Origin of the sequence: Pseudomonas sp. P7548 (genome assembly GCF_013386585.1) — a bacterium.
In the GTDB taxonomy this organism is placed as follows: Bacteria; Pseudomonadota; Gammaproteobacteria; order Pseudomonadales; family Pseudomonadaceae; genus Aquipseudomonas.
Window position 1 is genome coordinate 14,868 of sequence record NZ_JACARO010000077.1, and the last position, 21,444, is coordinate 36,311.

24 protein-coding genes and 1 tRNA gene are annotated in these 21,444 nt (G+C 61.2%); 13 read left to right on the plus strand and 12 right to left on the minus strand.

All coding sequences use genetic code 11. From position 1 onward, the window contains the following. The first annotated feature begins 12 nt into the window (after positions 1-12). The 8 genes from HX803_RS25995 to HX803_RS26030 all read left to right on the plus strand — a co-directional run bounded on the left by HX803_RS25995 (position 13) and on the right by HX803_RS26030 (position 6,101). The gene (locus tag HX803_RS25995) at positions 13-504 is read left to right on the plus strand and encodes a translation initiation factor 2 (RefSeq protein WP_178924633.1); all 492 of its coding nucleotides are present in this window, start codon (positions 13-15) and stop codon (positions 502-504) included. A gap of 162 nt (positions 505-666) precedes the next feature. Next, positions 667-921, plus strand: coding sequence for a YkgJ family cysteine cluster protein (locus HX803_RS26000; RefSeq protein ID WP_176997892.1), 255 nt, complete (start codon positions 667-669; stop codon positions 919-921). 41 nt (positions 922-962) lie between these two features. Beyond that, a complete protein-coding gene (locus HX803_RS26005; protein ID WP_178924635.1) occupies positions 963-1,568 on the plus strand; it encodes an START domain-containing protein in 606 nt (201 codons plus the stop codon). 103 nt (positions 1,569-1,671) lie between these two features. After that, positions 1,672-1,908: a hypothetical protein gene (locus HX803_RS26010; protein WP_176997890.1), complete on the plus strand. Its 237-nt coding sequence runs from the start codon at positions 1,672-1,674 to the stop codon at positions 1,906-1,908. Between the two features lie 214 nt (positions 1,909-2,122). Beyond that, a complete protein-coding gene (locus tag HX803_RS26015; protein ID WP_003193463.1) occupies positions 2,123-2,464 on the plus strand; it encodes a ribonuclease E inhibitor RraB in 342 nt (113 codons plus the stop codon). A gap of 472 nt (positions 2,465-2,936) precedes the next feature. Continuing rightward, entirely contained in the window at positions 2,937-4,346 is a 1,410-nt protein-coding gene (locus HX803_RS26020) for a circularly permuted type 2 ATP-grasp protein (RefSeq protein ID WP_176997889.1), read from the plus strand. A gap of 4 nt (positions 4,347-4,350) precedes the next feature. Then, the gene (locus tag HX803_RS26025) at positions 4,351-5,301 is read left to right on the plus strand and encodes an alpha-E domain-containing protein (RefSeq protein ID WP_178924637.1); all 951 of its coding nucleotides are present in this window, start codon (positions 4,351-4,353) and stop codon (positions 5,299-5,301) included. Next, positions 5,298-6,101 carry a transglutaminase family protein gene (locus HX803_RS26030; protein ID WP_178924639.1) on the plus strand — a complete coding sequence of 268 codons (804 nt, stop codon included), beginning with the start codon at positions 5,298-5,300 and terminating at the stop codon, positions 6,099-6,101. Before HX803_RS26025 ends, HX803_RS26030 begins: the two co-directional genes overlap by 4 nt. Before the next feature lie 153 nt (positions 6,102-6,254). Here the strand turns inward: HX803_RS26030 and HX803_RS26035 are convergent, their stop codons facing one another. Beyond that, positions 6,255-7,061, minus strand: coding sequence for a cytochrome c (locus HX803_RS26035; protein ID WP_178924641.1), 807 nt, complete (start codon positions 7,059-7,061; stop codon positions 6,255-6,257). 648 nt (positions 7,062-7,709) lie between these two features. Here HX803_RS26035 and HX803_RS26040 point away from each other — a divergent pair. From HX803_RS26040 to HX803_RS26050, 3 genes are all read left to right on the plus strand, one after another. Then, entirely contained in the window at positions 7,710-8,915 is a 1,206-nt protein-coding gene (locus tag HX803_RS26040; RefSeq protein ID WP_178924643.1) for an acetyl-CoA C-acetyltransferase, read from the plus strand. 16 nt (positions 8,916-8,931) lie between these two features. Beyond that, positions 8,932-11,079, plus strand: a complete 2,148-nt coding sequence (locus tag HX803_RS26045) for a 3-hydroxyacyl-CoA dehydrogenase NAD-binding domain-containing protein (RefSeq protein WP_178924645.1) — start codon at positions 8,932-8,934, stop codon at positions 11,077-11,079. 191 nt (positions 11,080-11,270) lie between these two features. Then, entirely contained in the window at positions 11,271-11,996 is a 726-nt protein-coding gene (locus tag HX803_RS26050) for an amidotransferase (protein ID WP_178924647.1), read from the plus strand. Positions 11,997-12,026: 30 nt separating this feature from the next. Here HX803_RS26050 and HX803_RS26055 read toward each other — a convergent pair whose 3' ends face one another. The 3 genes from HX803_RS26055 to HX803_RS26065 all read right to left on the minus strand — a co-directional run bounded on the left by HX803_RS26055 (position 12,027) and on the right by HX803_RS26065 (position 14,785). After that, entirely contained in the window at positions 12,027-12,998 is a 972-nt protein-coding gene (locus HX803_RS26055; RefSeq protein WP_176997882.1) for a magnesium and cobalt transport protein CorA, read from the minus strand. A gap of 136 nt (positions 12,999-13,134) precedes the next feature. After that, positions 13,135-13,878, minus strand: coding sequence for a 1-acyl-sn-glycerol-3-phosphate acyltransferase (locus HX803_RS26060; protein ID WP_178924649.1), 744 nt, complete (start codon positions 13,876-13,878; stop codon positions 13,135-13,137). Between the two features lie 214 nt (positions 13,879-14,092). After that, positions 14,093-14,785 carry a crotonase/enoyl-CoA hydratase family protein gene (locus HX803_RS26065; RefSeq protein ID WP_178924651.1) on the minus strand — a complete coding sequence of 231 codons (693 nt, stop codon included), beginning with the start codon at positions 14,783-14,785 and terminating at the stop codon, positions 14,093-14,095. Between the two features lie 321 nt (positions 14,786-15,106). Here HX803_RS26065 and HX803_RS26070 point away from each other — a divergent pair. Next, positions 15,107-15,196: transfer RNA gene (locus tag HX803_RS26070), tRNA-Ser, on the plus strand. A 109-nt stretch (positions 15,197-15,305) separates the two neighbouring features. On the opposite strand, the gene HX803_RS26075 is transcribed toward HX803_RS26070, so the two are convergent. The 7 genes from HX803_RS26075 to HX803_RS26105 form a co-directional block, all read right to left on the minus strand. Then, entirely contained in the window at positions 15,306-15,683 is a 378-nt protein-coding gene (locus HX803_RS26075) for a cytochrome c (RefSeq protein WP_178924723.1), read from the minus strand. Between the two features lie 49 nt (positions 15,684-15,732). After that, the gene (locus HX803_RS26080) at positions 15,733-16,773 is read right to left on the minus strand and encodes an EamA family transporter (protein WP_178924653.1); all 1,041 of its coding nucleotides are present in this window, start codon (positions 16,771-16,773) and stop codon (positions 15,733-15,735) included. Between the two features lie 69 nt (positions 16,774-16,842). Next, positions 16,843-17,178: a hypothetical protein gene (locus tag HX803_RS26085; RefSeq protein ID WP_178924655.1), complete on the minus strand. Its 336-nt coding sequence runs from the start codon at positions 17,176-17,178 to the stop codon at positions 16,843-16,845. Positions 17,179-17,279: 101 nt separating this feature from the next. Next, positions 17,280-17,633 (minus strand): gamma-glutamylcyclotransferase family protein, encoded by a 354-nt coding sequence (locus tag HX803_RS26090; protein ID WP_178924657.1) that lies wholly within the window; start codon positions 17,631-17,633, stop codon positions 17,280-17,282. A 9-nt stretch (positions 17,634-17,642) separates the two neighbouring features. Continuing rightward, the gene (locus HX803_RS26095) at positions 17,643-18,302 is read right to left on the minus strand and encodes a M24 family metallopeptidase (protein ID WP_178924659.1); all 660 of its coding nucleotides are present in this window, start codon (positions 18,300-18,302) and stop codon (positions 17,643-17,645) included. Between the two features lie 214 nt (positions 18,303-18,516). After that, positions 18,517-19,095 (minus strand): DUF4337 domain-containing protein, encoded by a 579-nt coding sequence (locus HX803_RS26100; protein ID WP_178924661.1) that lies wholly within the window; start codon positions 19,093-19,095, stop codon positions 18,517-18,519. 54 nt (positions 19,096-19,149) lie between these two features. Beyond that, positions 19,150-20,034 (minus strand): LysR family transcriptional regulator, encoded by an 885-nt coding sequence (locus HX803_RS26105; RefSeq protein ID WP_178924663.1) that lies wholly within the window; start codon positions 20,032-20,034, stop codon positions 19,150-19,152. A gap of 97 nt (positions 20,035-20,131) precedes the next feature. Here HX803_RS26105 and HX803_RS26110 point away from each other — a divergent pair, with 97 nt between their 5' ends. After that, complete coding sequence (locus tag HX803_RS26110) at positions 20,132-21,100, plus strand: NAD-dependent epimerase/dehydratase family protein (protein ID WP_178924665.1); 969 nt, start codon at positions 20,132-20,134, stop codon at positions 21,098-21,100. On the opposite strand, the gene HX803_RS26115 is transcribed toward HX803_RS26110, so the two are convergent. Further along, complete coding sequence (locus tag HX803_RS26115) at positions 21,087-21,443, minus strand: DUF2784 domain-containing protein (RefSeq protein ID WP_178924668.1); 357 nt, start codon at positions 21,441-21,443, stop codon at positions 21,087-21,089. The genes HX803_RS26110 and HX803_RS26115 overlap by 14 nt on opposite strands. Position 21,444 lies beyond the last annotated feature (1 nt).

Sequence of the window (21,444 nt, forward strand, 5' to 3'; positions counted from 1 at the left end):
GCTGTTGGCGATATGACTTCTATTTTCCGCGCTGCTGTGGTGATTGGCCTGCTAAGCCTGTGCAACGTCGGCACGGTGCTGGCGGCAACCCCCGTGACGGACAGCAAGCCCGCCGCCACTAGCCAGCAGAAGACCCCCGCGAAAAAACCGGCCCCGGCGAAAAAAGCCCCGGCAGTCAAGAAGAAGGCGGCGACGGTCAAAAAGCGTGCGCCGATCGCCAGCAAGTCCAAATCGGCCCATGAAGTGGCCCAGACCCAACTGCCACCCGCACAGTTGGACCTTTCGCTGCCTTCGGACATGGTCAGGCACTTGCAGCCGATTGGCACCATGCCCAAGCCCAAGAGTGTGCCGTTGTTGCCGCCCATGTTCGGCGAGAAGCCGTCCGACAACAGCGCGTTCCAGATCAACGGCCGTCTGCTCAGCAACGAAATGAAGCTGCAACTGCGTAACGAAGAACGGCGTGAGGTGGAAGGCGCCGCGCTGGATTTCGAATTCAAGCAGTAAACTGTTCCCCTGAAGGTGACCCCGACCCTCGACCATCTGTCGCAGACTGGTCAGTCACGTTTGTTTTGTGCGAAAAACCCCTGTTAGACCATTTTAAAACGGCTGTTTAAGGGCGTACTCTAGCCCGGCCATCCACATTGAGTCGTCGAGGACCTGCTGGTCATGAAATGCCGTGAAGGCTGTGGCGCTTGCTGCATCGCCCCCTCCATCAGTTCACCGCTGCCGGGAATGCCCCAGGGCAAACCTGCGGGGGAGCGTTGCCTGCACTTGTCGGTCGAACAGCTATGCCTGTTGTTCGGCCAGCCGGAGCGCCCTGCGGTATGCAGTGATTTCAAGGCAGATCCTGAGGTGTGTGGCACCGACCAGGCCGATGCCATCCGGTTGATCGGCTGGTGGGAGCAGATGACGGCGGCTTGATGGGCTTTACTATCGGAACTTCAACAATAAGGAATACAACAATGGGTTCGCTGAAACGAATGGCTGTGTTGTGCGGTGTTACGGTGTTGTTTGCTGCCACTGCCCAGGCTGAGGATTGGCAAGTCGCCAAGGACGAAGACGGTATCAAGGTGTCCCTGAGCGAAATTGCCGGCTCCAAGTACAAGGCCTATCGCGGTGTGACCGTGATCAAGGCACCCGTGGCAAAAATCGTTGCCCTGCAGGAAGACGCCGTCGGCGCTTGCACCTGGATCCACGAGTGCAAATCGCAGAAACTGCTGAAGACCGAAGGTGACAAGAGCTGGACCTACACCCAGTTCAAGGCACCGTTCCCGGTGACCGACCGCGATTCCATCCTGGAAATCACCACCAGCAAAGCGGCTGATGGCACCGTGACTCGCAAGCTGCTGGAAGTGCCGACCTACCAGCCAGAAGTCAAAGGCTACGTGCGTGTGGCCCAGGTGGACGGCTACTGGAAGCTGGTACCCAAAGGCGACAACCAGACCGAAGTCACCTATCAGGTGCACACCGAGCCAGGCGGCAGCGTGCCGTCGTGGTTGGCCAACAAGTTCGTGGTGGACGCGCCGTTCAACACCTTGAAAGCCCTCAAGGAACGCGCCGAGAAGTAAGCGCTACCGGTCCGGTGCCTCCGGCCTTGGGTGGAACGTTTGGCGAACCCCCAAGGTCCAGATAGATGTGAGCCCACACGCGGGCTTTATCGAGGAGGCACCGATGCAAACGTGGCAAATTACCTTCGTTGATGACCACGGCGTAAAGGCTGTGGAGCAGTTCACCTGCGAACAAAAGCCCAGCCTCGAAGACGCTGCGCACATGATTCGCAACAAGCTGGTGCCCGTTGCGGCCGAGCTTGACCTCAATGACCTGGAGGGCCGCAAGCCCGAGCCGACGGTCAAGATCCTCAAAGACCAGAACAGTATCCAGATCCTCGACATCTCGCCTGCCGCCTGAACATTCCCTGACTGCCATTAAAGCGCCTCTGGTGGAGGTGATAGCTTCGCGCTACTCTGCAATCGAGATCAGCGAATGATTCGCTAAGGTCTGGTCTTGTCAGCTACATGCTTGTTTTCCCTCGGTGTTGTTATTTGCCGTAGCACCCGCGCCAGTAGGGCGCGGGCTTCGGGAAGCACGGAAAGTCTATCCATCAATTTGAGGAGCACTTTTCATGAGCACAGCCTATCAAGAAGACATCAGCACCAACGTTCTGCGCCGCATGAAAGAAGGCGGCTTCGACTTCTCACGTTTCCACCCCATCGAGTTCTACGCCATTTTTCCGGATGAGGAACGGGCGCGCAGGGCGGCGGGTCGGTTTCGCGGGGAATCCCTGAATGCCCAGGTCAGTGCGCGCGACGACGGCGCCTGGTACCTGGAACTGAGCAAAATCATGTTCGCGACCTACGACGGCATAGGAGACTTCGAGCAAGACTTTGAGGCGGTGGTCGAGCCGCTGGGCGGGATCATCGAAGGCTGGGGCGTCAAGCAGGAGGTGCGTGGGTTACCCATGTAGCAGTATGAGAAACACAGCATATCGGCTGACCTTCGGGTCGGCCGTTTTTGTTTGTGCAGTGCTGTCACCACCACCCCTGTAGGAGCTCGGCTTGCCGGCGATGGCGATTTTTCGAGGCGAAAAAAAAGCCACCCTAAGAAGGGTGGCCTAAAGGGAAGACCGGAGGAGCCGGTGGGTACACGAAACACCACGTTACCGATTGCGCATGGGTTGAAGCTGTAGGACGAGTCCTGTTCAGCAGATGGTGGTGATTATCCGCAGGGTTGGCCGGGCAGTGAAATCAACTCTGGCTATGCTGTTGATAGCCAAAGCCCGCATTGCGATGAAGCGTGCGGCCTGGCGTCGGGCATTCTGCGCACCAGGACGGTGCGACACGGGCCTCGTATGAATTCAACTCACTGATTTTCAAGTGTTTATGCCGCTGGCACGGGCCTTGCGATGGTTCTTGCGTCCGGGTGACAAGGAGTACGGCATGATCCGCACTTATTACGACGAAATGTACGATGGGGCAGGGCAGGTTCGCCCCCATTACCGCGAGTTCGCCCGATGGTTGGCCGAAACCCCGGCTGAACTGCTGGCCCAGCGCCGGCGCGAAGCCGATTTGCTGTTTCACCGCGCCGGAATCACCTTCACGCTCTATGGGGACGAGCAGGGCACCGAGCGCCTGATTCCCTTCGACACCATCCCACGCAGTATTCCGGCCAGTGAATGGCGGGTTGTCGAGCGGGGCTGCATCCAACGGGTCAAGGCGCTGAACATGTTTCTTGCCGACCTGTACCACGAACAACGCATCATCAAGGCCGGGATCATCCCCGCCGAACAGGTGCTGGCCAACGAGCAATACCAGTTGGCCATGCAGGGCCTGGACCTTCACCGCGATCTGTATTCCCACATTTCCGGGGTCGATCTCGTACGTGATGGCGACGGCACCTACTACGTGCTGGAAGACAACCTGCGCACCCCCAGCGGCGTCAGCTACATGCTCGAAGACCGCAAGATGATGATGCGCCTGTTCCCCGAGCTGTTCGCTGCCCAGCGCATCGCGCCCATCGACCATTACCCCAACCTGCTGCTCGACACCCTGAAAAGCTCAAGCCCCCTGGATAACCCCAGCGTGGTGGTGCTGACCCCGGGCCGCTTCAACAGCGCGTTCTTCGAGCATGCCTTCCTCGCCCGGGAAATGGGCGTGGAGCTGGTGGAAGGCGCCGACCTGTTCGTGCGCGATGACCGCGTGTTCATGCGCACCACCGACGGCCCCAAGGCCGTGGACGTGATTTACCGTCGCCTTGACGACGCGTTCCTCGACCCGCTGGCCTTCAACCCGGAGTCGATGCTGGGCGTGCCCGGCCTGCTCGCCGCGTATCGCTCGGGCAACGTGGTGCTGGCCAATGCCATTGGCACCGGGGTGGCGGATGACAAGTCGGTGTACCCCTTCGTCACCGAGATGATCCGGTTTTACCTGGACGAAGAGCCCATCCTGAAGAACGTTCCTACCTTCCAATGCCGCAAGCCTGACGAACTGTCCCACGTGCTGGCCAACCTGCCGAACCTGGTGGTGAAGGAAACCCAGGGCTCCGGTGGCTACGGCATGCTGGTGGGTCCAGCGTCCACGGCGGCGGAGATCGAAGCCTTCCGTGCACGCATCAAGGCCAAGCCCCACGCCTATATCGCCCAGCCCACCTTGTGCTTGTCCACGTGCCCGACCTTTGTCGAGAACGGCATCGCGCCACGCCACATCGACCTGCGCCCGTTCGTATTGTCCGGCAAGGAAACCCGCGTGGTGCCGGGCGGCCTGACCCGCGTGGCCCTGCGCGAAGGCTCGCTGGTGGTCAACTCTTCCCAGGGCGGCGGCACCAAAGACACCTGGGTGGTGGAGGACTGATGCCATGTTGAGTAGAACTGCCTCCGACCTGTACTGGATGTCGCGCTACCTGGAGCGTGCGGAAAACCTCGCGCGCATGCTCGATGTCAGCTATTCGCTGTCGTTGATGCCGCAGGACGGGCATGGCGACGGCCTGCACGAACTGGCCATGCCTTTGCTGATCACCGGCACGCTGGATGATTACCGAGAACGCCATGGCGAACTGCATGCCGAACACCTGCTGCACTTTTTTGCGCTGGATGCGGCCAACCCCGCCAGCATCTACAGCTGCCTCGGTGCTGCGCGGGCCAGTGCCCATGCGGTGCGTGGGCGAATCACCGCCGACATGTGGGAAAACATCAACGCCACCTGGCTGGATATTCGCGACATCGCCCAGCAGGGCCTCAGCCGCTACGGCATGAGCCGCTTCTGCGAGTGGGTCAAGGAGCGCTCCCACCTGTTTCGCGGTGCCACCTACGGCACCATCATGCGTAACGATGCCTTCCGTTTCATTCGCCTGGGCACCTTTATTGAACGAGCCGACAACACCTTGCGTCTACTGGATGCGCGCTACGAAATGGCTGGCGATCAGGCCGCCGCCGTCACTGACGGCACGGCCCACGCCTACTACCAGTGGAGTGCATTGTTGCGGGCGTTGTCGTCGTTCGAGGCGTACACCGAGATCTACCGTGATGCCCCTGGCGCTCGACAAGTCGCTGAGTTGTTGCTGTTGCGCGCCGATGTGCCGCGTTCGCTGCGTGCCTGCAGTGAGGAGATCGACCAGATCCTCGCCAGCCTGCCCGGCCTCAACGGTCGGCCGGCCCAACGCCTGGCGGCCGAGATGGACGCGCGCCTGCGCTTCACACCCATCGACGAAATCCTCGAGGAAGGCCTGCACGCCTGGCTGACCGACTTTATTCCTTTGGTGCGCCAGTTGGGCGACGCCATCTACAGTTCCTACCTGGAGGCCGCATGAGACTCTCCATCAGTCACGAAACCACCTACCACTACGAGGACCAGGTGCGTGCAAGCATCCAGTACCTGCGCCTCACGCCCCACGACAGCGAGCGCCAGCACGTGCTCAGTTGGCAACTTGACCTGCCCCGCCCGGTGCGCGCGCAGGTGGACCCGTTCGGCAATATCCTGCATGTGCTGACCCTGGATGAGCCCCACGAAGCCATCATCATCGGCGCCCGGGGCCAGGTCGACATCGACGAGTTGCGCGAGGCTGAACACGAGAGCCAATCAGCCTTCCCGTTCCTGCGCAGCACACGCCTGACCGAACCCGATGACGCGTTGCGCCGGTTTGCCGAGCAGCACTGCCATCAGCGTCGCGACCGCACGGCGCTGATCGACCTGATGCACGGGCTCAACCAGGCGATGGTCTACACGCCGGGCGCCACTGAAGTCGACACCAGCGCCGCCCAGGCCTTTGCTGGCGGGGCAGGGGTGTGCCAGGACCACGCCCATGCATTCCTGGCCTGCGCGCGCAGCCTGGGGATTCCGGCGCGGTATGTGTCGGGGTATCTGTACAGCGAAGACAGCGCGCACCTGGCCAGTCACGCCTGGGCCGAAGCCTGGCTGGATGACGCCTGGTACAGTTTTGACGTGACCAACCAACTGGCCCGCCCGGAACGGCATTTGAAGCTGGCCGTGGGCCTGGACTACCTCGACGCCTGCCCGGTACGCGGCATGCGCCGTGGCGGCGGGCATGAACAGATGCATGCCAAAGTGTTTGTGGCACCGACGCCCGTCATTTCAGTCCAGCAGCAATAGGCGACGTAGATCTAATGTGGAAGCTGGCTTGTGTGGGAGCCGGGCTTGCCCGCGATGCTGACGCCTCGGTACAACAGATGCACCGAGGTGATGCCATCGCAGGCAAGCCAGTTCCCACACAAGCCAGCGCCCACAATTGATATGTGTTTGGGCTCAGGGTTGCTGTTTGCGACCGGCCATGTGCTTCAAATACCCCACCAACAAATCCAACTCATTGTCTGGCAGCACACTGGCCGCGAACGCCGGCATCTTTGCCTGCGGCCAATGCCGCAGGCTCTGCGGGTCGCGGATATACCGCTTGAGGAAGTCGCCGCTGAAATACTCGGTGGGGTTGTAGGGAATGTTCAGGTCCGGCCCCACTTGCGCATCGCCTGCGCCATTGAGGCGGTGGCAAGCCAGGCAGTTTTTCTGGAACAGCGCAAAGCCCTGATTGATCGGGTCATTGGCCGCCAGCTTGGGGGCCGGCAACAGGGCGGGGAAGCGCTCGGCAACCGTCTTCAACTGCTTGATCCCGGAGATCTGGAACGGCCATTGCTCGGGGCTGATACGGCCGGCCTGCGGGTCGGTCCACACCAGGTAAAACGGCCCGGCGCTGGGTTTGCCGTCGGCCAGCGGAGGCCACGGGTGGGCCGGGTCTTCTACCGCCAGCCAGGCGCGGGCGCCGCTTTTTTGCAGCAGCGGCGCGGCAGCGAGTTCGGCGGCGAACCCATCCAGGGCAACGGCTTGCAGATGGTTCTGGGGCTCGAGACCCGGCAGCAACACCGCCAGCGGCACAGCGCGATAGGTCATGTTGCGCTTGTAGGAAACGTCATCCGCGATCTGCACCGTCTGCGCTTCGGGCAGCTTGAGCAGGTCGGCGGTTTGCCAGGTCTTGGTGGTGTGGTCCAGCTCGATGGTCAATTGCGCAGCTGAAACCGGCAAGGCCAGCAGCAAGGCGAAAGCGGCAAGGATGGTTTTCAAGAGAGAGCCCGGTGTGAAGTGGCGGTGGGGCTCACGATACCGGAAATTCGCACGCAAAAAGACAGCCCCTGCAACGGGACCGCTATGCGCAATGTCCCGGCAGGTGCTGCCAAAAGCTGCAGTCCTGGTGCACGGTGTGCACGGAATGTGGGGATCGGTGTGTCACCCAATAACCTTGGTCAGGTTGGGCAAAATCAGAATCAGTGTGGTGGCGAACAGAATAAGTCCCGCCTGACGAACTTTCGTGTGCTTGAACATGGCTGACTGCCTTTTGTTGTTATTCCTGAGCGTCAAATGCGTGCCGGTTTATTTCAGTATCGCGATGTGACGTTGCACTTTTCTTACAGCTGCTCCAGCAAAACCCGGCAGCAGCTCCTTACAGATTCAACCTTAGAGCCCTCGTTCTGCGTGGCTTAGATCCATTTCATATCAGCTAATCAGCAATTGCGCTAAAAACGGAATGAGGCCTATCGCCATCTTGGCGCCAGACCCTTGGCTAGACAGCTAAAACGATTAATCAAGCAATTGCCGCCGTAGCCTACCGTTCGTCCGAGCGTGGGGGTCAAAAGCAATGAGCGCATCCGTCATTGAAACCGTGTCAATCGGGCCTAAGGTAGGGGCACACATGCACAGCGGTTAGAGGACGTCATGACCCAAGCTTTGATCTTTGATGCGATACGCACGCCCCGTGGCAAAGGCAAGGCGGACGGTGCCCTGCACAGCGTCAAACCGGTGAACCTGGTGGCCGGCCTGCTCACCGCGCTGGCGCAACGCAGCGACCTCGACACGCGCCAGGTGGATGACATTGTGCTGGGCTGCGTCACCCCGGTGGGCGACCAGGGCGCCGACATCGCCAAGACCGCCGCGCTGGTGGCGGACTGGGACATCAGCGTCGCCGGGGTGCAAATCAACCGCTTCTGCGCCTCTGGGCTGGAAGCGGTCAACCTGGGCGCCATGAAGGTGCGCTCCGGCTTTGAAGACCTGGTGGTGGTGGGCGGCGTCGAGTCCATGTCCCGCGTGCCCATGGGCAGCGACGGCGGCGCCTGGGTGCTCGACCCGCACACCAATATGCACAGCCACTTCACGCCCCAGGGCATCGGCGCCGACCTGATCGCCACCCTGGAAGGCTTCACGCGCCAGGACGTGGATACCTTTGCCCTACAGTCCCAGCAGAAAGCTGCCAGGGCGCGCGCAGACGGTTCCTTCAACAAGTCGCTGATTGCGGTGCAGGACCAGAACGGCATCGTGCTGCTGGACCATGACGAGTTCATCCGCGGCGACTCCACCCTCGAAGGCCTGGGCAAACTCAAGCCCAGCTTTGAAATGATGGGGCAGATGGGCTTCGACGCCACGGCACTGCGGGTCTACAGCCATGTGGAACGCATCCAGCATGTGCACACGCCGGGCAACAGCTCCGGCATTGTCGATGGCGCCGCGCTGATGCTGATCGGCTCCGAAGCGAAAGGCCGCGAACTGGGCCTGCAACCGCGAGCGCGCATTGTTGCCACGGCCGTCACCAGCACCGACCCGACCATCATGCTCACTGGCCCGGCGCCGGCCACCCGCAAAGCGTTGGCCAAGGCCGGCCTGCGGGTCGAGGACATCGACCTGTTTGAAGTCAACGAAGCCTTCGCCTCGGTGGTGCTCAAGTTCATCAAGGACATGGGCATTGACGCTACGCGAGTCAACGTCAACGGCGGCTCTATTGCCATGGGCCACCCGTTGGGCGCCACCGGCTGCGCGATCCTCGGCACCTTGCTCGACGAGCTGGAAGCCCGCCAGCAGCGCTACGGCCTGGCCACCCTGTGTGTCGGCGGTGGCATGGGCATCGCCACCATCATCGAACGGCTCTGAGCCCAAGGAACCTGTCATGACCCAAGCCATTCGTTACGAAAAAGGCCAGGACCAGATCGTGGTGCTGACCCTCGACATGCCCGGCCAGAGCGCCAACACCATGAACGGCGTTTACCGCGAAGCCATGGCGGCCACGCTTACGCGCCTGGAAGCAGAAAAGGACAGTATTGCCGGGGTGATCATCACCTCGGCCAAGAAGACGTTTTTTGCCGGCGGTGACCTCAATGAGCTGATCAAGGTCGACAAGGCTCACGCCAAGGACTTCTATGACGGCGTGCTGGAGCTGAAGGCGCAGTTGCGTCGCCTGGAAACCCTCGGCAAACCGGTGGTGGCCGCGATCAATGGCGCCGCACTGGGGGGCGGCTGGGAAATCTGCCTGGCCTGCCATTACCGGGTTGCGCTGGATGCCACATCCACACAGCTGGGGTTGCCGGAAGTGACCCTGGGCCTGTTGCCGGGCGGCGGTGGGGTGGTGCGCATGGTGCGCCTGCTGGGGTTGGAAAAGGCCTTGCCCTACCTGCTGGAAGGCAAGAAAGTGCGACCGCAACAGGCGTTGCAAGCTGGCTTGATCAATGAATTGGCAGCAGATCGTGATGAGCTGTTGGCCAAGTCCCGGGCCTGGATTCTCGCCAATCCGGACGCTAAACAGCCGTGGGACAGCAAGGCCTATCAATTGCCGGGCGGCACGCCGTCCAACCCGAAAGTCGCGCAGATGCTGGCCATCGCGCCGTCGATCTTGCGCAGCAAGACCCAGGGCTGCTTCCCCGCACCGGAGAAAATCCTCTGTGCCGCCGTAGAGGGCGCCCAGGTGGATTTCGACACGGCGCACTTGATCGAAACCCGCTACTTCACCGAGCTGGTCACCGGGCAAGTGGCGAAGAACATGATCGGTACCTTCTGGTTCCAGCTCAACGACATCAACGCCGGCCGCTCGCGGCCCCAGGGGGTTGCGCCCTCTGTGACGCGCAAGGTCGGTGTGCTCGGTGCCGGGATGATGGGGGCGGGCATTGCCTATGTCAGCGCCAGTGCCGGCGTCGACGTGGTGCTCAAGGACATCAACCTGGCCGCAGCCGAGAAGGGCAAGGCGCACTCGGCAGCGTTGCTCGACAAGAAGGTCAGCCGTGGGCAAATGACCGCTGAGCAGCGAGAAATCATCCTGTCACGCATTCTTCCCACTGCCGCCGACGCCGACCTGGCCGGTTGCGACCTGATCATCGAAGCGGTGTTTGAAGACCGTGAACTCAAGGCAAAAGTCTCGGCCGCTGCACACAGCGTGGTCGGCGCTGATGCGGTGATCGCCTCCAATACCTCCACGCTGCCGATCAGCGGCTTGGCCAAGGCCGTGCCGGATCAAGCCAAGTTCATCGGCCTGCATTTCTTCAGCCCGGTCGACAAGATGCCGCTGGTGGAAATTATCAAGGGCGCCCAGACCAGCGACGAAACCCTGGCCCGGGGTTTTGATTTCGTCCTGCAAATCAAGAAAACCCCGATCGTGGTCAATGACAGCCGGGGTTTCTTCACCTCAAGGGTGTTCGGCACCTTCACCAACGAAGGCATTGCCATGCTCGGCGAGGGCGTGGCCGCGCCGATGATCGAGACCGAGGCGCGCAAGGCCGGCATGCCGGTGGGGCCGCTGGCCGTCTCGGATGAGGTGTCCCTCAGCCTGATGAGCCACATCAGGCAGCAAACTGCCAAGGATCTGCAGGCGGAAGGCAAGGCAATGCCGGCACACCCGGCCACGGCGGTGATCGACCTGTTGGTCAATGAATACAAGCGCTTGGGCAAGGCGGCGGGTGGCGGGTTTTATGAGTACCCCAATGGCGGGCAGAAGCACCTGTGGCCGGAGCTGAAAAGCCGCTTTGAACGCGCCGACAACCAGATCTCGCCGCAGGATGTGCGCGACCGCTTGCTGTTTATCCAGGCCATCGAAACCGTGCGCTGTGTGGAGGAGGGCGTGTTGATGTCCACGGCCGATGCCAACGTCGGCTCGATCTTCGGCATCGGCTTTGCCGCGTGGAGTGGCGGCGCGTTGCAGTTTATCAACCAGTTTGGGTTGAACGACTTCATCGCCCGTGCGCGTTACCTGGCTGAGCAATACGGAGAGCGGTTCAACCCTCCGGCCTTGCTACTTGAAAAAGCCGCCCAGGGGGAAGCCTTTCGGTGATCAAAATGTGGGAGCGGGCTTGCTCGCGAAAGCGGTGGGCCAGTTAAAGCAGGCAGTGACTGAACCACCGCCTTCGCGAGCAAGCCCGCTCCCACACTGTAGAGAGCGTCCGGTGGGACTTGCCTTGAAGGGGTGTTTCAAGGCAGGCTCTGGGGTGTGCATTATTCCCATCACCGTGTCAGGTATTTTTTATGTCGCTACGCGTCTGTATCCTGGAAACCGATATCCTGCGTCCAGGTTTGATCGATCAGTACCAAGGGTACGGGCAGATGTTCAAGCGCCTGTTTACCAAGCAACCGATTGCCGCTGACTTTGTCGTCTACAACGTGGTGCAGGGCGAATACCCGTCGGACGATGAAGTGTTCGATGCCTACCTGGTGACCGGCAGCAAGGCCGACTCTTTCGGTACCGACCCGTGGATCCAGACTCTCAAGACCTACCTGCTCGAACGCTATGCGCGTGGCGACAAGCTGCTGGGTATCTGCTTCGGCCATCAACTGTTGGCACTGCTGCTGGGCGGCAAGACCGAGCGCGCCAGCAAAGGCTGGGGCATGGGCATCCATGATTACAAACTGAACGCCAAGGCCCCGTGGATGAGCCCGGTGGTAGAAGAACTGACCCTGCTGATCAGCCACCAGGACCAGGTCACTACGCTGCCAGACAACGCCACGGTGATCGCTTCCAGCGATTTCTGCCCGTACGCCGCCTACCACATCGAAGACCAGGTGCTGTGCTTCCAGGGCCACCCGGAATTCATCCACGACTATTCCCGCGAACTGCTGGAAATTCTTCAGACAACCTTGGGTGAGAAGGTCTACACCCACGGCGTCGCCAGCCTGGAACGTGACCACCACGGCGCAACCGTGGCGGAGTGGATGATGCGCTTCGTGGCCCACAAACCCGAAGCCACGGCTTAAACGCGATGGCGGTCGTGCGTCGGCAACGTTTTACAACCACCCCGACCGCTTGAAACTGGCCCACAAGCCCGTGCAGCCCACCGCAATAAACCCGAGCACCGCAAAATAGCCGTAGTGCCATTGCAGCTCGGGCATGTTCTGGAAATTCATCCCATAAATCCCCGCCACTGCCGTGGGGAACGCCAGGATCGCCGCCCACGCGGCGAACTTGCGCTGCACCACGCTCTGGCGCGAAGCCTCCAGCAGCACACCGATCTCGATGGTCTGGCTGGCGATGTCACGCAGGGTGGTGAGGTCTTCCATCTGGCGTGTCACGTGGATCTGCACGTCACGGAAGTACGGGCGCATGTTCTTGTCGATGAACGGGAAGCTCAGCTTCTGCAGCTCCTGGCTGATCTCCACCATCGGCGCCACATAACGCTTGAGCCGCAACACGTCGCGGCGCAGACCGTGGAGGTTCTGGATATCGTTTTCGTTGAGCGAATTGCACAGCACGTTGCGCTCCAGCTCGTCGATCTCGGCGTGGATCGCCTCGCTCACCGGCTGGTAGTTTTCGGTGACGAAATCCAGCAGGGCATACAGCACGAAATCTTCCCCATGTTCCAGCAGCAGCGGCCGCGCCTCACACCGCTGGCGCACATAGCCGTAGGACGCCGAATGGCCGTTACGCGCGGTGATGATGTAGCCGTTGCCGGCAAAGATATGGGTTTCGATAAACACCAGCTTGCCGTTCTCGCGCACCGGTGAGTAAGTGACGATGAACAGCGCATCGCCGAAGGTTTCCAGCTTCGGCCGGCTGTGTTTTTCCAGGGCGTCTTCGATGGCCAGTTCATGCAGGTTGAACTGGCGTTGCAGGTTGGCCAGCTCCTGGGCGTTGGGTTCTTCCAGGCCGATCCACACAAAGTGGTCGGGTTTGGCGGCCCAGGCCGCGCCTTCGTCCAGGGTGATATCAGTGACTTTCTTACCGGCGCTGTAGACGGCGGCCGCAACAACTCTACCCATGGTGCAGATCGCTTCTTATTAGGAGGACAGGTGTCTGGCAGCTTAGCCCGAAGCGAGTTCAATTGTTACGGCTCGTGTTGCCGGTTTCCGTAGTGAGCGAGCTTGCTCGCGCCGGCCCACTGACCGCCCTCCAATCTCAAGCAACCCGCGCTTCACAACTCCCCCGCGCAACACTCGCATCCATCTGCGCAATGCATTCCGCCATCTGCGCCTGACACGCCTGCAGCAGAGCGGGAATGTCATCCGACGTCATCCCGGTAGTAGGAATCGGCGGCAAAGAACGTATGAGCACATCACCACTGTTCCAGCGATTGAGCCGCATATGGTTCACATAGTTGCTGACGCACACCTGCACGATGGGCACACCGGCCGCAATCGCCATATGAAACGCACCTTTCTTGAACGGCAGCAGGCCCTTGCCCAGGTTGCGCGTGCCTTCGGCAAACACCCAGATCGAGGTGTCTTCATGCTGCAAGGTGTGAGTGGTGGTGAGCATCGCGCGGCGCGCCTTGTGCGCGTTGCCGCGGTCGATCAACACATTGCCCGCCAGCCAGAACAATTGGCCGAACAGCGGCACCCACTTAAGGCTTTTCTTGGCAATGCACACCGTGCGGTGAGGCACCACGGTGCCGAACACAAACAGGTCGTAGTTGGACTGATGGTTGGCGATGACGACACACGTGCCCGGCTTGTTGCGCAGCGAATCCACATCGGCCTTCACGTTCAGCCCCAGGATCCACATGGCCGGCAACGCGTACAGGCGTGCACACAGGCGGCTGTTATCCGGGTTGAACGGCCGGCACACGCCCAGCAGCACGCCCAACACGCCGGCCAGCATAAAGTGCAGGCCCATCAACAACATACGTAACAGAAAAAGCATCGACACGGCCCATCGGGACAAAAGGTGGCGCAGTGTACGGATGTGCACTGTATTCGGCAATTGCCCCTACAGACGTAGGAGATAGGCGATGTTTGAGCACATGTTTCAACATATGCCGATATGGCCCGGCTAGAGCGGCTAAGGAAGGATCAGGTTTATTTGTAAGAAAAAGCCCGACGCAGGGTCGGGCTTTTGCTGTGATAGCAGTAGGGGCTTAGCTCAGGATGTGGCCCTGGTCCTGAATGATCGCGTCATCCAGTGCGTCCAACAGCGCTTTGCGCACCTTCAGCTTGGTGTGCTTGTGGGCGTTCATGTTGATCTTCTTCAACTGGCGCGCCGCTTCCAGGGCGGCGGCGTGCAGCTCCTCGGGTGCGACCACCTTGTCGAGGAAGCCGGCGCCCACGGCGCCTTGCGGGTCAAACATCTCGGCATTGATCACCGAGCGCTGGAACGCCGCCTTGCTCAGGCGATCCCGCGCCAGCTCGATCCCGGCGTAGTGCATGGTCATGCCGATCGCCACTTCATTCAGACCAATGCTGAACGGGCCTTCCACACCGATCCGATAATCCGCCGACAACAGCAGGAACGCACCCTTTGCCACCGCATGCCCAGGGCACGCCACGATCACCGGGAACGGGTGCGACAACAAGCGACGTGCCAGCGTCGAGCCGGAGGTCACCAGGCCGATGGCCTCTTTAGGGCCGGCGGTCATCACTTTCAAATCATACCCACCGGACAGAATGCCCGGCGTGCCGGTGATCACCACCACCGCGCGGTCTTTCTCCGCCTGGTCCAGCGCTTCATTAAACGCACTGACCACCGCCGGAGAGATGGCATTCACCTTGCCGTTGCTCAAGGTCAGGGTCGCGATACCGTCTTCGAGGTGGTAAGCAATCAACTCACTCATGACGCGGTTCCTTGTAGGACTTGTTATAGAGACATAGGCGCAGACGTTACCCACCACGCCTGCCCGGGTAAAGCGCCGTGACTGACTACCCAGTCAGACTTTTCCCGCCTGCCTACTGCCAGACAGCCTAGGGCAGGGCCCAACAGCCGCCCCAGACGCGTGCCGCACAAGCCTGAGAATGGCAGAATCACCGCCCCTTGCCGGGCGTACGCTGGCATAACCTGCTAACCGCATGAAAATTCTGAAAAAAACCTTTGCCATCAGAAAGGCTTTCGACTACATTAGCGCGCCTCGACAGACTGAACTGGTTTGACGAGATACGGTGAAGTGTCCGAGTGGCTTAAGGAGCACGCCTGGAAAGTGTGTATACAAGAAATTGTATCGAGAGTTCGAATCTCTCCTTCACCGCCACATTCTACAAACACAAACCCCCGATTTTCCTAGAGAAGATCGGGGGTTTGTGGTTTCTGGCGTCCAGAAAAACTCCCCCCATATCAACGCCATTCCCCTTCTCCAGCAGTCACCGACTCCTGGAAATCACCCCCACCATATACTCATTCAAATCCCGAAAATCCCTAACCGTCCACGCGAACGGCGCCACCTTCACCCCATTCTCCCGCAACGTCCTCGGAATCAAGTCCCCGTTGGGACGAAGTATCACCGACGAAACAATAACCCCCGGGTAGTCATTCAGCCGCTTTTTGAACGCAGGCGTCGTCAGGTTTGGCGTCGGCGGGTTGCTCTTGTTGGCCAGTGGCCCTGTGCCCTTGATATCGGCGCCGTGGCACATGGCGCAGCGCTGCAGGTAGATCGTCTTGCCATTCAGGTTGTCTGCAAAGGACAGTGACAGTTGGGCCAGTGACATAAGCCCCAGCGAAGCGGCGAACAGTATTTTCATTGTTATAGGGTCGTGTGAATAAGCCGAAGTTGAATCGAGAAAAAGCGCCTCAATGCCGATGCCGATGATGCACATCCGGAAAGTGTGCATGACTGTGCCGCAACGGGCTGTGCACGTGCACATGGCTATGGGGCTGCGCCGGGTCCCACTCGAACGTGTGTTCGTGCTGATGATGTTCGTCGTGCACATGCCGATGGCCATGTTCCGTGGCGTCGTGTTGGTGTTCATGGGCATGTCGCTCGGTCAGGTGCAGCCACACCCCCACGGCCATCAGCGCCGATGCAATCCAGAACGCCACGGAAACCGACTCGCCCAGCACAAATAAGGCAACCGCAGCGCCGAGAAAAGGGGCGGTGGAGAAGTAGGCGCCGGTGCGCGCGCTGCCGAGCCCGCGCAGGGCCAGTACGAACATGACCAGGCTGATGCCGTACCCCAGGAAACCCACCAGCAGAAGGGGCAGCAGTTGCGCCGTCGCGGGTGTTTGCGCGCCGAGGTAGAGCGCCAGGCCGGTGTTCACCAACCCTGCGATCAAGCCTTTGGCGCCGGCAATAAACAGCGCGTCAGACGCCGAGACCTTGCGCGTCAGGTTGTTATCGATGCCCCAGCACAGGCAGGCCAGGGCCACGGCAAACGGGCCGGTCCAGTCACGGCTGTTGCCGCCGCCGTCGGACCAGGACAGCACCACGCCCCCCAATACGATGGCGAGCATGCCGAGCACGATGCGGCGGTCGGCGTTTTCCTTGAAGACCAGCCAGGCGATGACGGCGGTGAGTACCGATTCGAGGTTGAGCATCAGCGAGGCGGTGGTGCCTGCGGTGCGAGTGAGGCCGACCATCAGCGCGACGGGCCCGAGGATGCCGCCGAAGGCGATGGCGCCGAGTAGCCAGGGCCATTCGGAGGGCGTCAGCCCGGTGGGTTTCCAGCCGCGATCCCGTAGGAGTCGTATGCCGGTGAGCCCGATGCCGCTGCCGAGATAGAGCAGGCCGGCCAACAGTATGGGAGAGAGGCCCAGGCCAAGGCTTTTGGCCAGTGGGGTGCTGGCGCCGAACAGGGCGGCGGCTGCGAGGGCGTAAACGATGCTGAGGTTCATGGGCCATCCTCGAAAGTCTTAGCCCATGATACGTCGCTGGCCGGGGTTAAAACCCAGGCGACGGCCTATTTATTGCGCGGTTTTCAGTTTGATCACATCACCGGAGATCTTGGTGGTGTAACCGCTGAGTACCCAGGCCCAGAACCAGTTTTCCTGCACTTGGGTGTTGATCAGCGCGTCGCCGCCCTTGGCCTTGATGGCGGCGTCTTGAGCGCGCACGAAACGGCTGTTCTGGCCGATCGGGATGATGCCGAACAGCATGATGCCGGTGGCGCTTGCTTCACTGTGGCCCAGAACGGTGTATTGGTTGCTGTCGTACTGCGGGGACTTGATGGCGGTGCCGGTGCAGCCAGCGAGGGTAAAAGAGAGAACGGCGGCTGCAGCGACTTTACGGATGTACTTCACGGGTAACTCCATGGGCAAAAAATCGAGATCCAATTCTCGAAAGCGCGCCACTTTAATCGCCACAGTGGCAGATTGGAATCATTGCCCCGAAAGTTTCATCTTCACGCCTTCACGTACACCCAGGCCGTCAGCCCCGACGCCAAGGGCACGGCCACGCGCTTGTAGTCCGACACTTCATAGGCATCCGCTGCCGACAATTCCTCGGCAGTGATCTGAAACACCGTGCCTTCGACACTGGCGCCTTGCTCGTTGGTGGGTGCCACGATGGGGTGATGGGTCTTGCCGCTGGTGGCCAACACGGCAGGGTCGGTGATTTCTACCCAGCTTTGTGAGTAGCCCAGCATCGCGTCCTGCTGCCCGGCCAGTTCGCGCCCGAAGTTGGCGAGCTGGACGGCCTTGTCTTGCAAGGTACCGTAGGAAAACAGCAGTTCGGGGTAGGCGGTGGAGTGTTCCATTTCTATTCCTTAAGCGAGGAGGTCTTCGTAAAAAGCGCCGTAAGGCTTGCTCGGGTGGGCGATCTGGATTTCCAGGATCCACAGGCCGGCATTGGGGTAGTGCTCGAAATCACCGAGGTCGCCGCCACGGTGGATCGCATGGGGAAAATCGCTGACGCGATGGCCCTTGATGTCCAGGTTCAGTTGCCAACCCATGGCCTGGGCTTGCTCTTCGGCGTAACGGTAGAGTTCCAGGCCAACCACCTGCTGGTTTTTCCAGCGCGATTGCACGCGGTCGAACAGGGTCTTGGCGGCGCTGGCGCAGGCGATCATTTCCGGGTCGGTGCCGGTGGTGAAAGTGGCGCCGGCATCGCCTTCGTGGCCTTGCCATACGGCGCCCATGTCGATGAAGAAGATATCGTTGTCGCCCAGCACCGGGTCGCTTTCGGAGCGCTGGTTGAAAGCCTTGAGGGTATTGGCGCCGAAGCGCACCAGCAGCGGGTGCCAGATGCGCTGCATGTCGAGCTCGGCGAGCACGTGCTTGCCCAGTTCGCGGGCTTCGGACTCAAGCATGCCCGGGCGGATGCGTTGGGCGAGGTGGTCGATGGCTTTCCAGGTCATGGCCTGGGCGAAGCGCATGGAGTCGATACTGTAGGCGGCGCCCACGGCTTCTTTGGGGTGTGCAGTCACCGATGGTTCCTCGCGTTGGGCTGGGCTTTTCGTTATTCCTTTTACTATATAGCGATGTAAGAAAGAGCCCAACTCCTGAACGCTGAAACACACCTGTAGGAGCCGGCTTGCCGACGATTAGGGTAGGTCAGGCAACCTCCCTGTCTGCTGTGCCGCCGCTATCGCCGGCAAGCCGGCTCCTACAGGTTGGACGGGCAGGAGAACGTGGGTTGGTTTAGATGTGCAGCCAGGCCAGGCTGCCCAGGACGACGGCCACGCCGGCGGCGGTGTAGGACATCCGCTTCAACCACTCTCGTCTGGTCAGCAACGTAATCGCCGCCAGCGAAATCGCGATCTGGATCGCGGTCATCGCCTGGGCCCAGCGGTGATGCTGGTGCAGGGCCTCTTCGGACTTCTGGTCCCATTCCCTGGACGTGGCCTCCAATTTTTCAGCCTGTTTACGCACGTCTTCCTTCTGGCCCTTGTAACGCTCGATCTCATCCTTGTAGTGCGCTGCATCTACGCCCGGGATGTGGGTGGCGAGTTCTGCCAGGTTCTGCCGGCTGGATTTGGCCTGGTAGTAATTCCACTGGTTGGCGGCTTCGGTCTTGATGATCGCGGCGTTGTTCTTGTCCATCGCCGCTTCGCTTTCGGTGGAGCCGGCCTGGTAGCTGAGCATGGCGCCGAGGGTGGCCATCAGCGCGGTCATCACCGCAATGCGGCTGGCGAAATTGTCCCCTCGGCCGTGGGCATGTTCGGTGGTGTGTTCGATGTGTTTTTCGTGGGGGCTGGGGACTTCGAAGGCTTCGGACATGGGGGCGTCTACGAACGGATTGAGGGAGACTGATTCTTTACCAGTGAAGCTGTCTCAATCCTGTACGTAACGCTGCAAACCCTCCACCAGCGCATCGAACATCACCCGGCAGCGCGGGCTGTTGCGCAGGTCTTCGTGCATGGTCACCCAGGTGTCCAGCTTGATCGAGAACCCCTGCGTCAGCACCCGGCGCAGGCGCGGGTCGCGCTTGGCCAACAGCACCTGGCAGCCGCCGATACCGGCACCGGCGCGGATCAGCGCCAGTTGCGCCAGGTCGCTGTCACTGCTCAAGGCAAAGGCGCTGCGTTCGAAGCCTTTGATCGCCAGGCTGCGGATAAAGGCGTTCTCCTGGTCGAAGCCAATCACCGAGTGATGGGCCAGGTCCTGCATCTGCTGGGGCGTGCCGTGTTGTTCCAGGTAGTCATCGCGGGCATGCAGGCCCACTTCGATCAGGCCCACGCGCCTTGCCAGCAATTGTTCCTGGCTCGGTCGGACCATGCGCACGGCGATGTCGGCTTCCAGTTGCAACAGGTCGCTGAGGCGATTGGTCAGGGTCAACTCGACCTTGAGGTGCGGGTGTTGTTGACGCAATTGGCTGAGGATCGGCGGCAATACCTCAACGCCGACCACTTCACTGGCCGACACCCGCACCACGCCGCGTACGTCGTCGCCCTGGGCCGAGGCCGCCCGTTCCAGGGCGGCGGCGGTGCGGGCCATGGTCTCGGCGTGGCCGCGCAGGGTGTGTGCCATCGCCGTCGGCAACAAGCCGGTGGGCGAGCGGGTGAACAGCACCACGCCCAGCGCCGACTCCAGCGCAGCAATGTGCCGGCCTACCGTGGGCTGCGTGATGCCGAGCAGCCGTGCGGCCCCCGACAACGATCCTTCCTGGAGCACGCCGAGGAAAGACCGGTAAAGCTCCCATCCAATATTCAGTGCCATGCATAAATGTATAGCGACTGAGCGATCTTCGGCAATTTATCTATAACAGGGTCACGCACACACTGGCGCCAACAACACACAGAGGTGGGAGGCGGTAATGAATAAAGTGCTGGTATTGGGCGCAACAGGCGGGATTGGCGGCGAAGTGGCGCGACAGTTGAACGCGGCAGGCTGGGAAGTGTGTGCATTGGCCCGGGACGTGGACAAGGCACGCCGCCAGGATGCGACATTCACCTGGCACCAGGGCGATGCGCTGAACCGTGACGAGGTACTGGCGGCCGCCCGAGGGTGCGACGTGATTGTTCACGCGGTGAACCCGCCGGGTTATCGCAACTGGGCGCAGTTGGTGCTGCCGATGATCGACAACACCATCGCCGCCGCCATCGCCGAAGGCGCAACTATCGTGCTGCCCGGCACGGTCTACAACTACGGGCCGGATGCGTTTCCTGTGTTGCACGAAGACTCGCCCCAGCACCCGCAAACGCGCAAGGGCGCGATCCGTGTGCAATTGGAGCAACGCCTGGAGGAGGCTACCGGTCACGGCGCTCGCGTCTTGATCCTGCGCGCCGGGGACTTTTTTGGTGGTCGCGCCGCGAACAGCTGGTTTTCCCAGGGCCTGGTCAAGCCCGGCAAGCCGGTGCACACCATCAGCTACCCGGGCGCCCCGGGCCTGCTCCATCAATGGGCGTACCTGCCGGACGTGGCGCGCACGGTAGTCGAGTTGCTGGCACGCCGTGCCAGCCTGGCAGCCTTCGCGCGTTTTCAGATGGCCGGGCATACCGACACCGACGGCACGCAGATGACGCGGACCATCCAGCGCGTGGTGTTGCGCAGGACAGGCCAGCAACCTCGCGTGGGCAAGTTCCCCTGGTGGCTGCTGAAGCTGGCAGCGCCCTTTGTGGTGACTTTCCGCGAACTGCAGGAGATGCGTTACCTGTGGCGCACCCCGCTGCACATGGACAACACGCGCCTGATCGAGGTGCTCGGCAAAGAGTCGCACACCCCGCTGGAGCAGGCGGTCGAGGCCACGTTGAGCGGCCTGGGCTGCTTGCCTAGGGCCGTCTGATCAGGCGCACATACACCGCGACGTTGATCAGCAACACCACGGCCCCGAGCACCAGCTGAATGTTCGGGGTCAGACCGGCCGGGTAGATCATCGCCAGGATGTAGTGCTCGATAAAGCCGCCGCCATAACCGTCCTGGCCGGCCAGGTGGCGAAACAGGTTTTCCCAGCGGGTGAGTGGGCAGGGCAGGTGGAACACTTCCACGGCCACCCCCCACGCAGCGGCCGGTAGGTGCAGCCACATCACGCGCCGCCATTTGAGGGCCAGCAGGCCGCCAAACAACACGAACAGGATGAAGCACAGGTGGAACAGCACCAGGCCGTCGGCGGCTAATCGATAGAGCATG

What these genes read in the sequence shown, in the direction of transcription:
- HX803_RS25995 (WP_178924633.1), top strand. Translation starts at nt 13, where the DNA reads ATGACTTCTATTTTCCGCGCTGCTGTGGTGATTGGCCTGCTAAGCCTG.
- HX803_RS26000 (WP_176997892.1), top strand. Translation starts at nt 667, where the DNA reads ATGAAATGCCGTGAAGGCTGTGGCGCTTGCTGCATCGCCCCCTCCATC.
- HX803_RS26005 (WP_178924635.1), top strand. Translation starts at nt 963, where the DNA reads ATGGGTTCGCTGAAACGAATGGCTGTGTTGTGCGGTGTTACGGTGTTG.
- HX803_RS26010 (WP_176997890.1), top strand. Translation starts at nt 1,672, where the DNA reads ATGCAAACGTGGCAAATTACCTTCGTTGATGACCACGGCGTAAAGGCT.
- HX803_RS26015 (WP_003193463.1), top strand. Translation starts at nt 2,123, where the DNA reads ATGAGCACAGCCTATCAAGAAGACATCAGCACCAACGTTCTGCGCCGC.
- HX803_RS26020 (WP_176997889.1), top strand. Translation starts at nt 2,937, where the DNA reads ATGATCCGCACTTATTACGACGAAATGTACGATGGGGCAGGGCAGGTT.
- HX803_RS26025 (WP_178924637.1), top strand. Translation starts at nt 4,351, where the DNA reads ATGTTGAGTAGAACTGCCTCCGACCTGTACTGGATGTCGCGCTACCTG.
- HX803_RS26030 (WP_178924639.1), top strand. Translation starts at nt 5,298, where the DNA reads ATGAGACTCTCCATCAGTCACGAAACCACCTACCACTACGAGGACCAG.
- HX803_RS26040 (WP_178924643.1), top strand. Translation starts at nt 7,710, where the DNA reads ATGACCCAAGCTTTGATCTTTGATGCGATACGCACGCCCCGTGGCAAA.
- HX803_RS26045 (WP_178924645.1), top strand. Translation starts at nt 8,932, where the DNA reads ATGACCCAAGCCATTCGTTACGAAAAAGGCCAGGACCAGATCGTGGTG.
- HX803_RS26050 (WP_178924647.1), top strand. Translation starts at nt 11,271, where the DNA reads ATGTCGCTACGCGTCTGTATCCTGGAAACCGATATCCTGCGTCCAGGT.
- HX803_RS26055 (WP_176997882.1), bottom strand. Translation starts at nt 12,998, where the DNA reads ATGGGTAGAGTTGTTGCGGCCGCCGTCTACAGCGCCGGTAAGAAAGTC.
- HX803_RS26060 (WP_178924649.1), bottom strand. Translation starts at nt 13,878, where the DNA reads ATGCTTTTTCTGTTACGTATGTTGTTGATGGGCCTGCACTTTATGCTG.
- HX803_RS26065 (WP_178924651.1), bottom strand. Translation starts at nt 14,785, where the DNA reads ATGAGTGAGTTGATTGCTTACCACCTCGAAGACGGTATCGCGACCCTG.
- HX803_RS26075 (WP_178924723.1), bottom strand. Translation starts at nt 15,683, where the DNA reads ATGAAAATACTGTTCGCCGCTTCGCTGGGGCTTATGTCACTGGCCCAA.
- HX803_RS26080 (WP_178924653.1), bottom strand. Translation starts at nt 16,773, where the DNA reads ATGAACCTCAGCATCGTTTACGCCCTCGCAGCCGCCGCCCTGTTCGGC.
- HX803_RS26090 (WP_178924657.1), bottom strand. Translation starts at nt 17,633, where the DNA reads ATGGAACACTCCACCGCCTACCCCGAACTGCTGTTTTCCTACGGTACC.
- HX803_RS26100 (WP_178924661.1), bottom strand. Translation starts at nt 19,095, where the DNA reads ATGTCCGAAGCCTTCGAAGTCCCCAGCCCCCACGAAAAACACATCGAA.
- HX803_RS26105 (WP_178924663.1), bottom strand. Translation starts at nt 20,034, where the DNA reads ATGGCACTGAATATTGGATGGGAGCTTTACCGGTCTTTCCTCGGCGTG.
- HX803_RS26110 (WP_178924665.1), top strand. Translation starts at nt 20,132, where the DNA reads ATGAATAAAGTGCTGGTATTGGGCGCAACAGGCGGGATTGGCGGCGAA.
- HX803_RS26115 (WP_178924668.1), bottom strand. Translation starts at nt 21,443, where the DNA reads ATGCTCTATCGATTAGCCGCCGACGGCCTGGTGCTGTTCCACCTGTGC.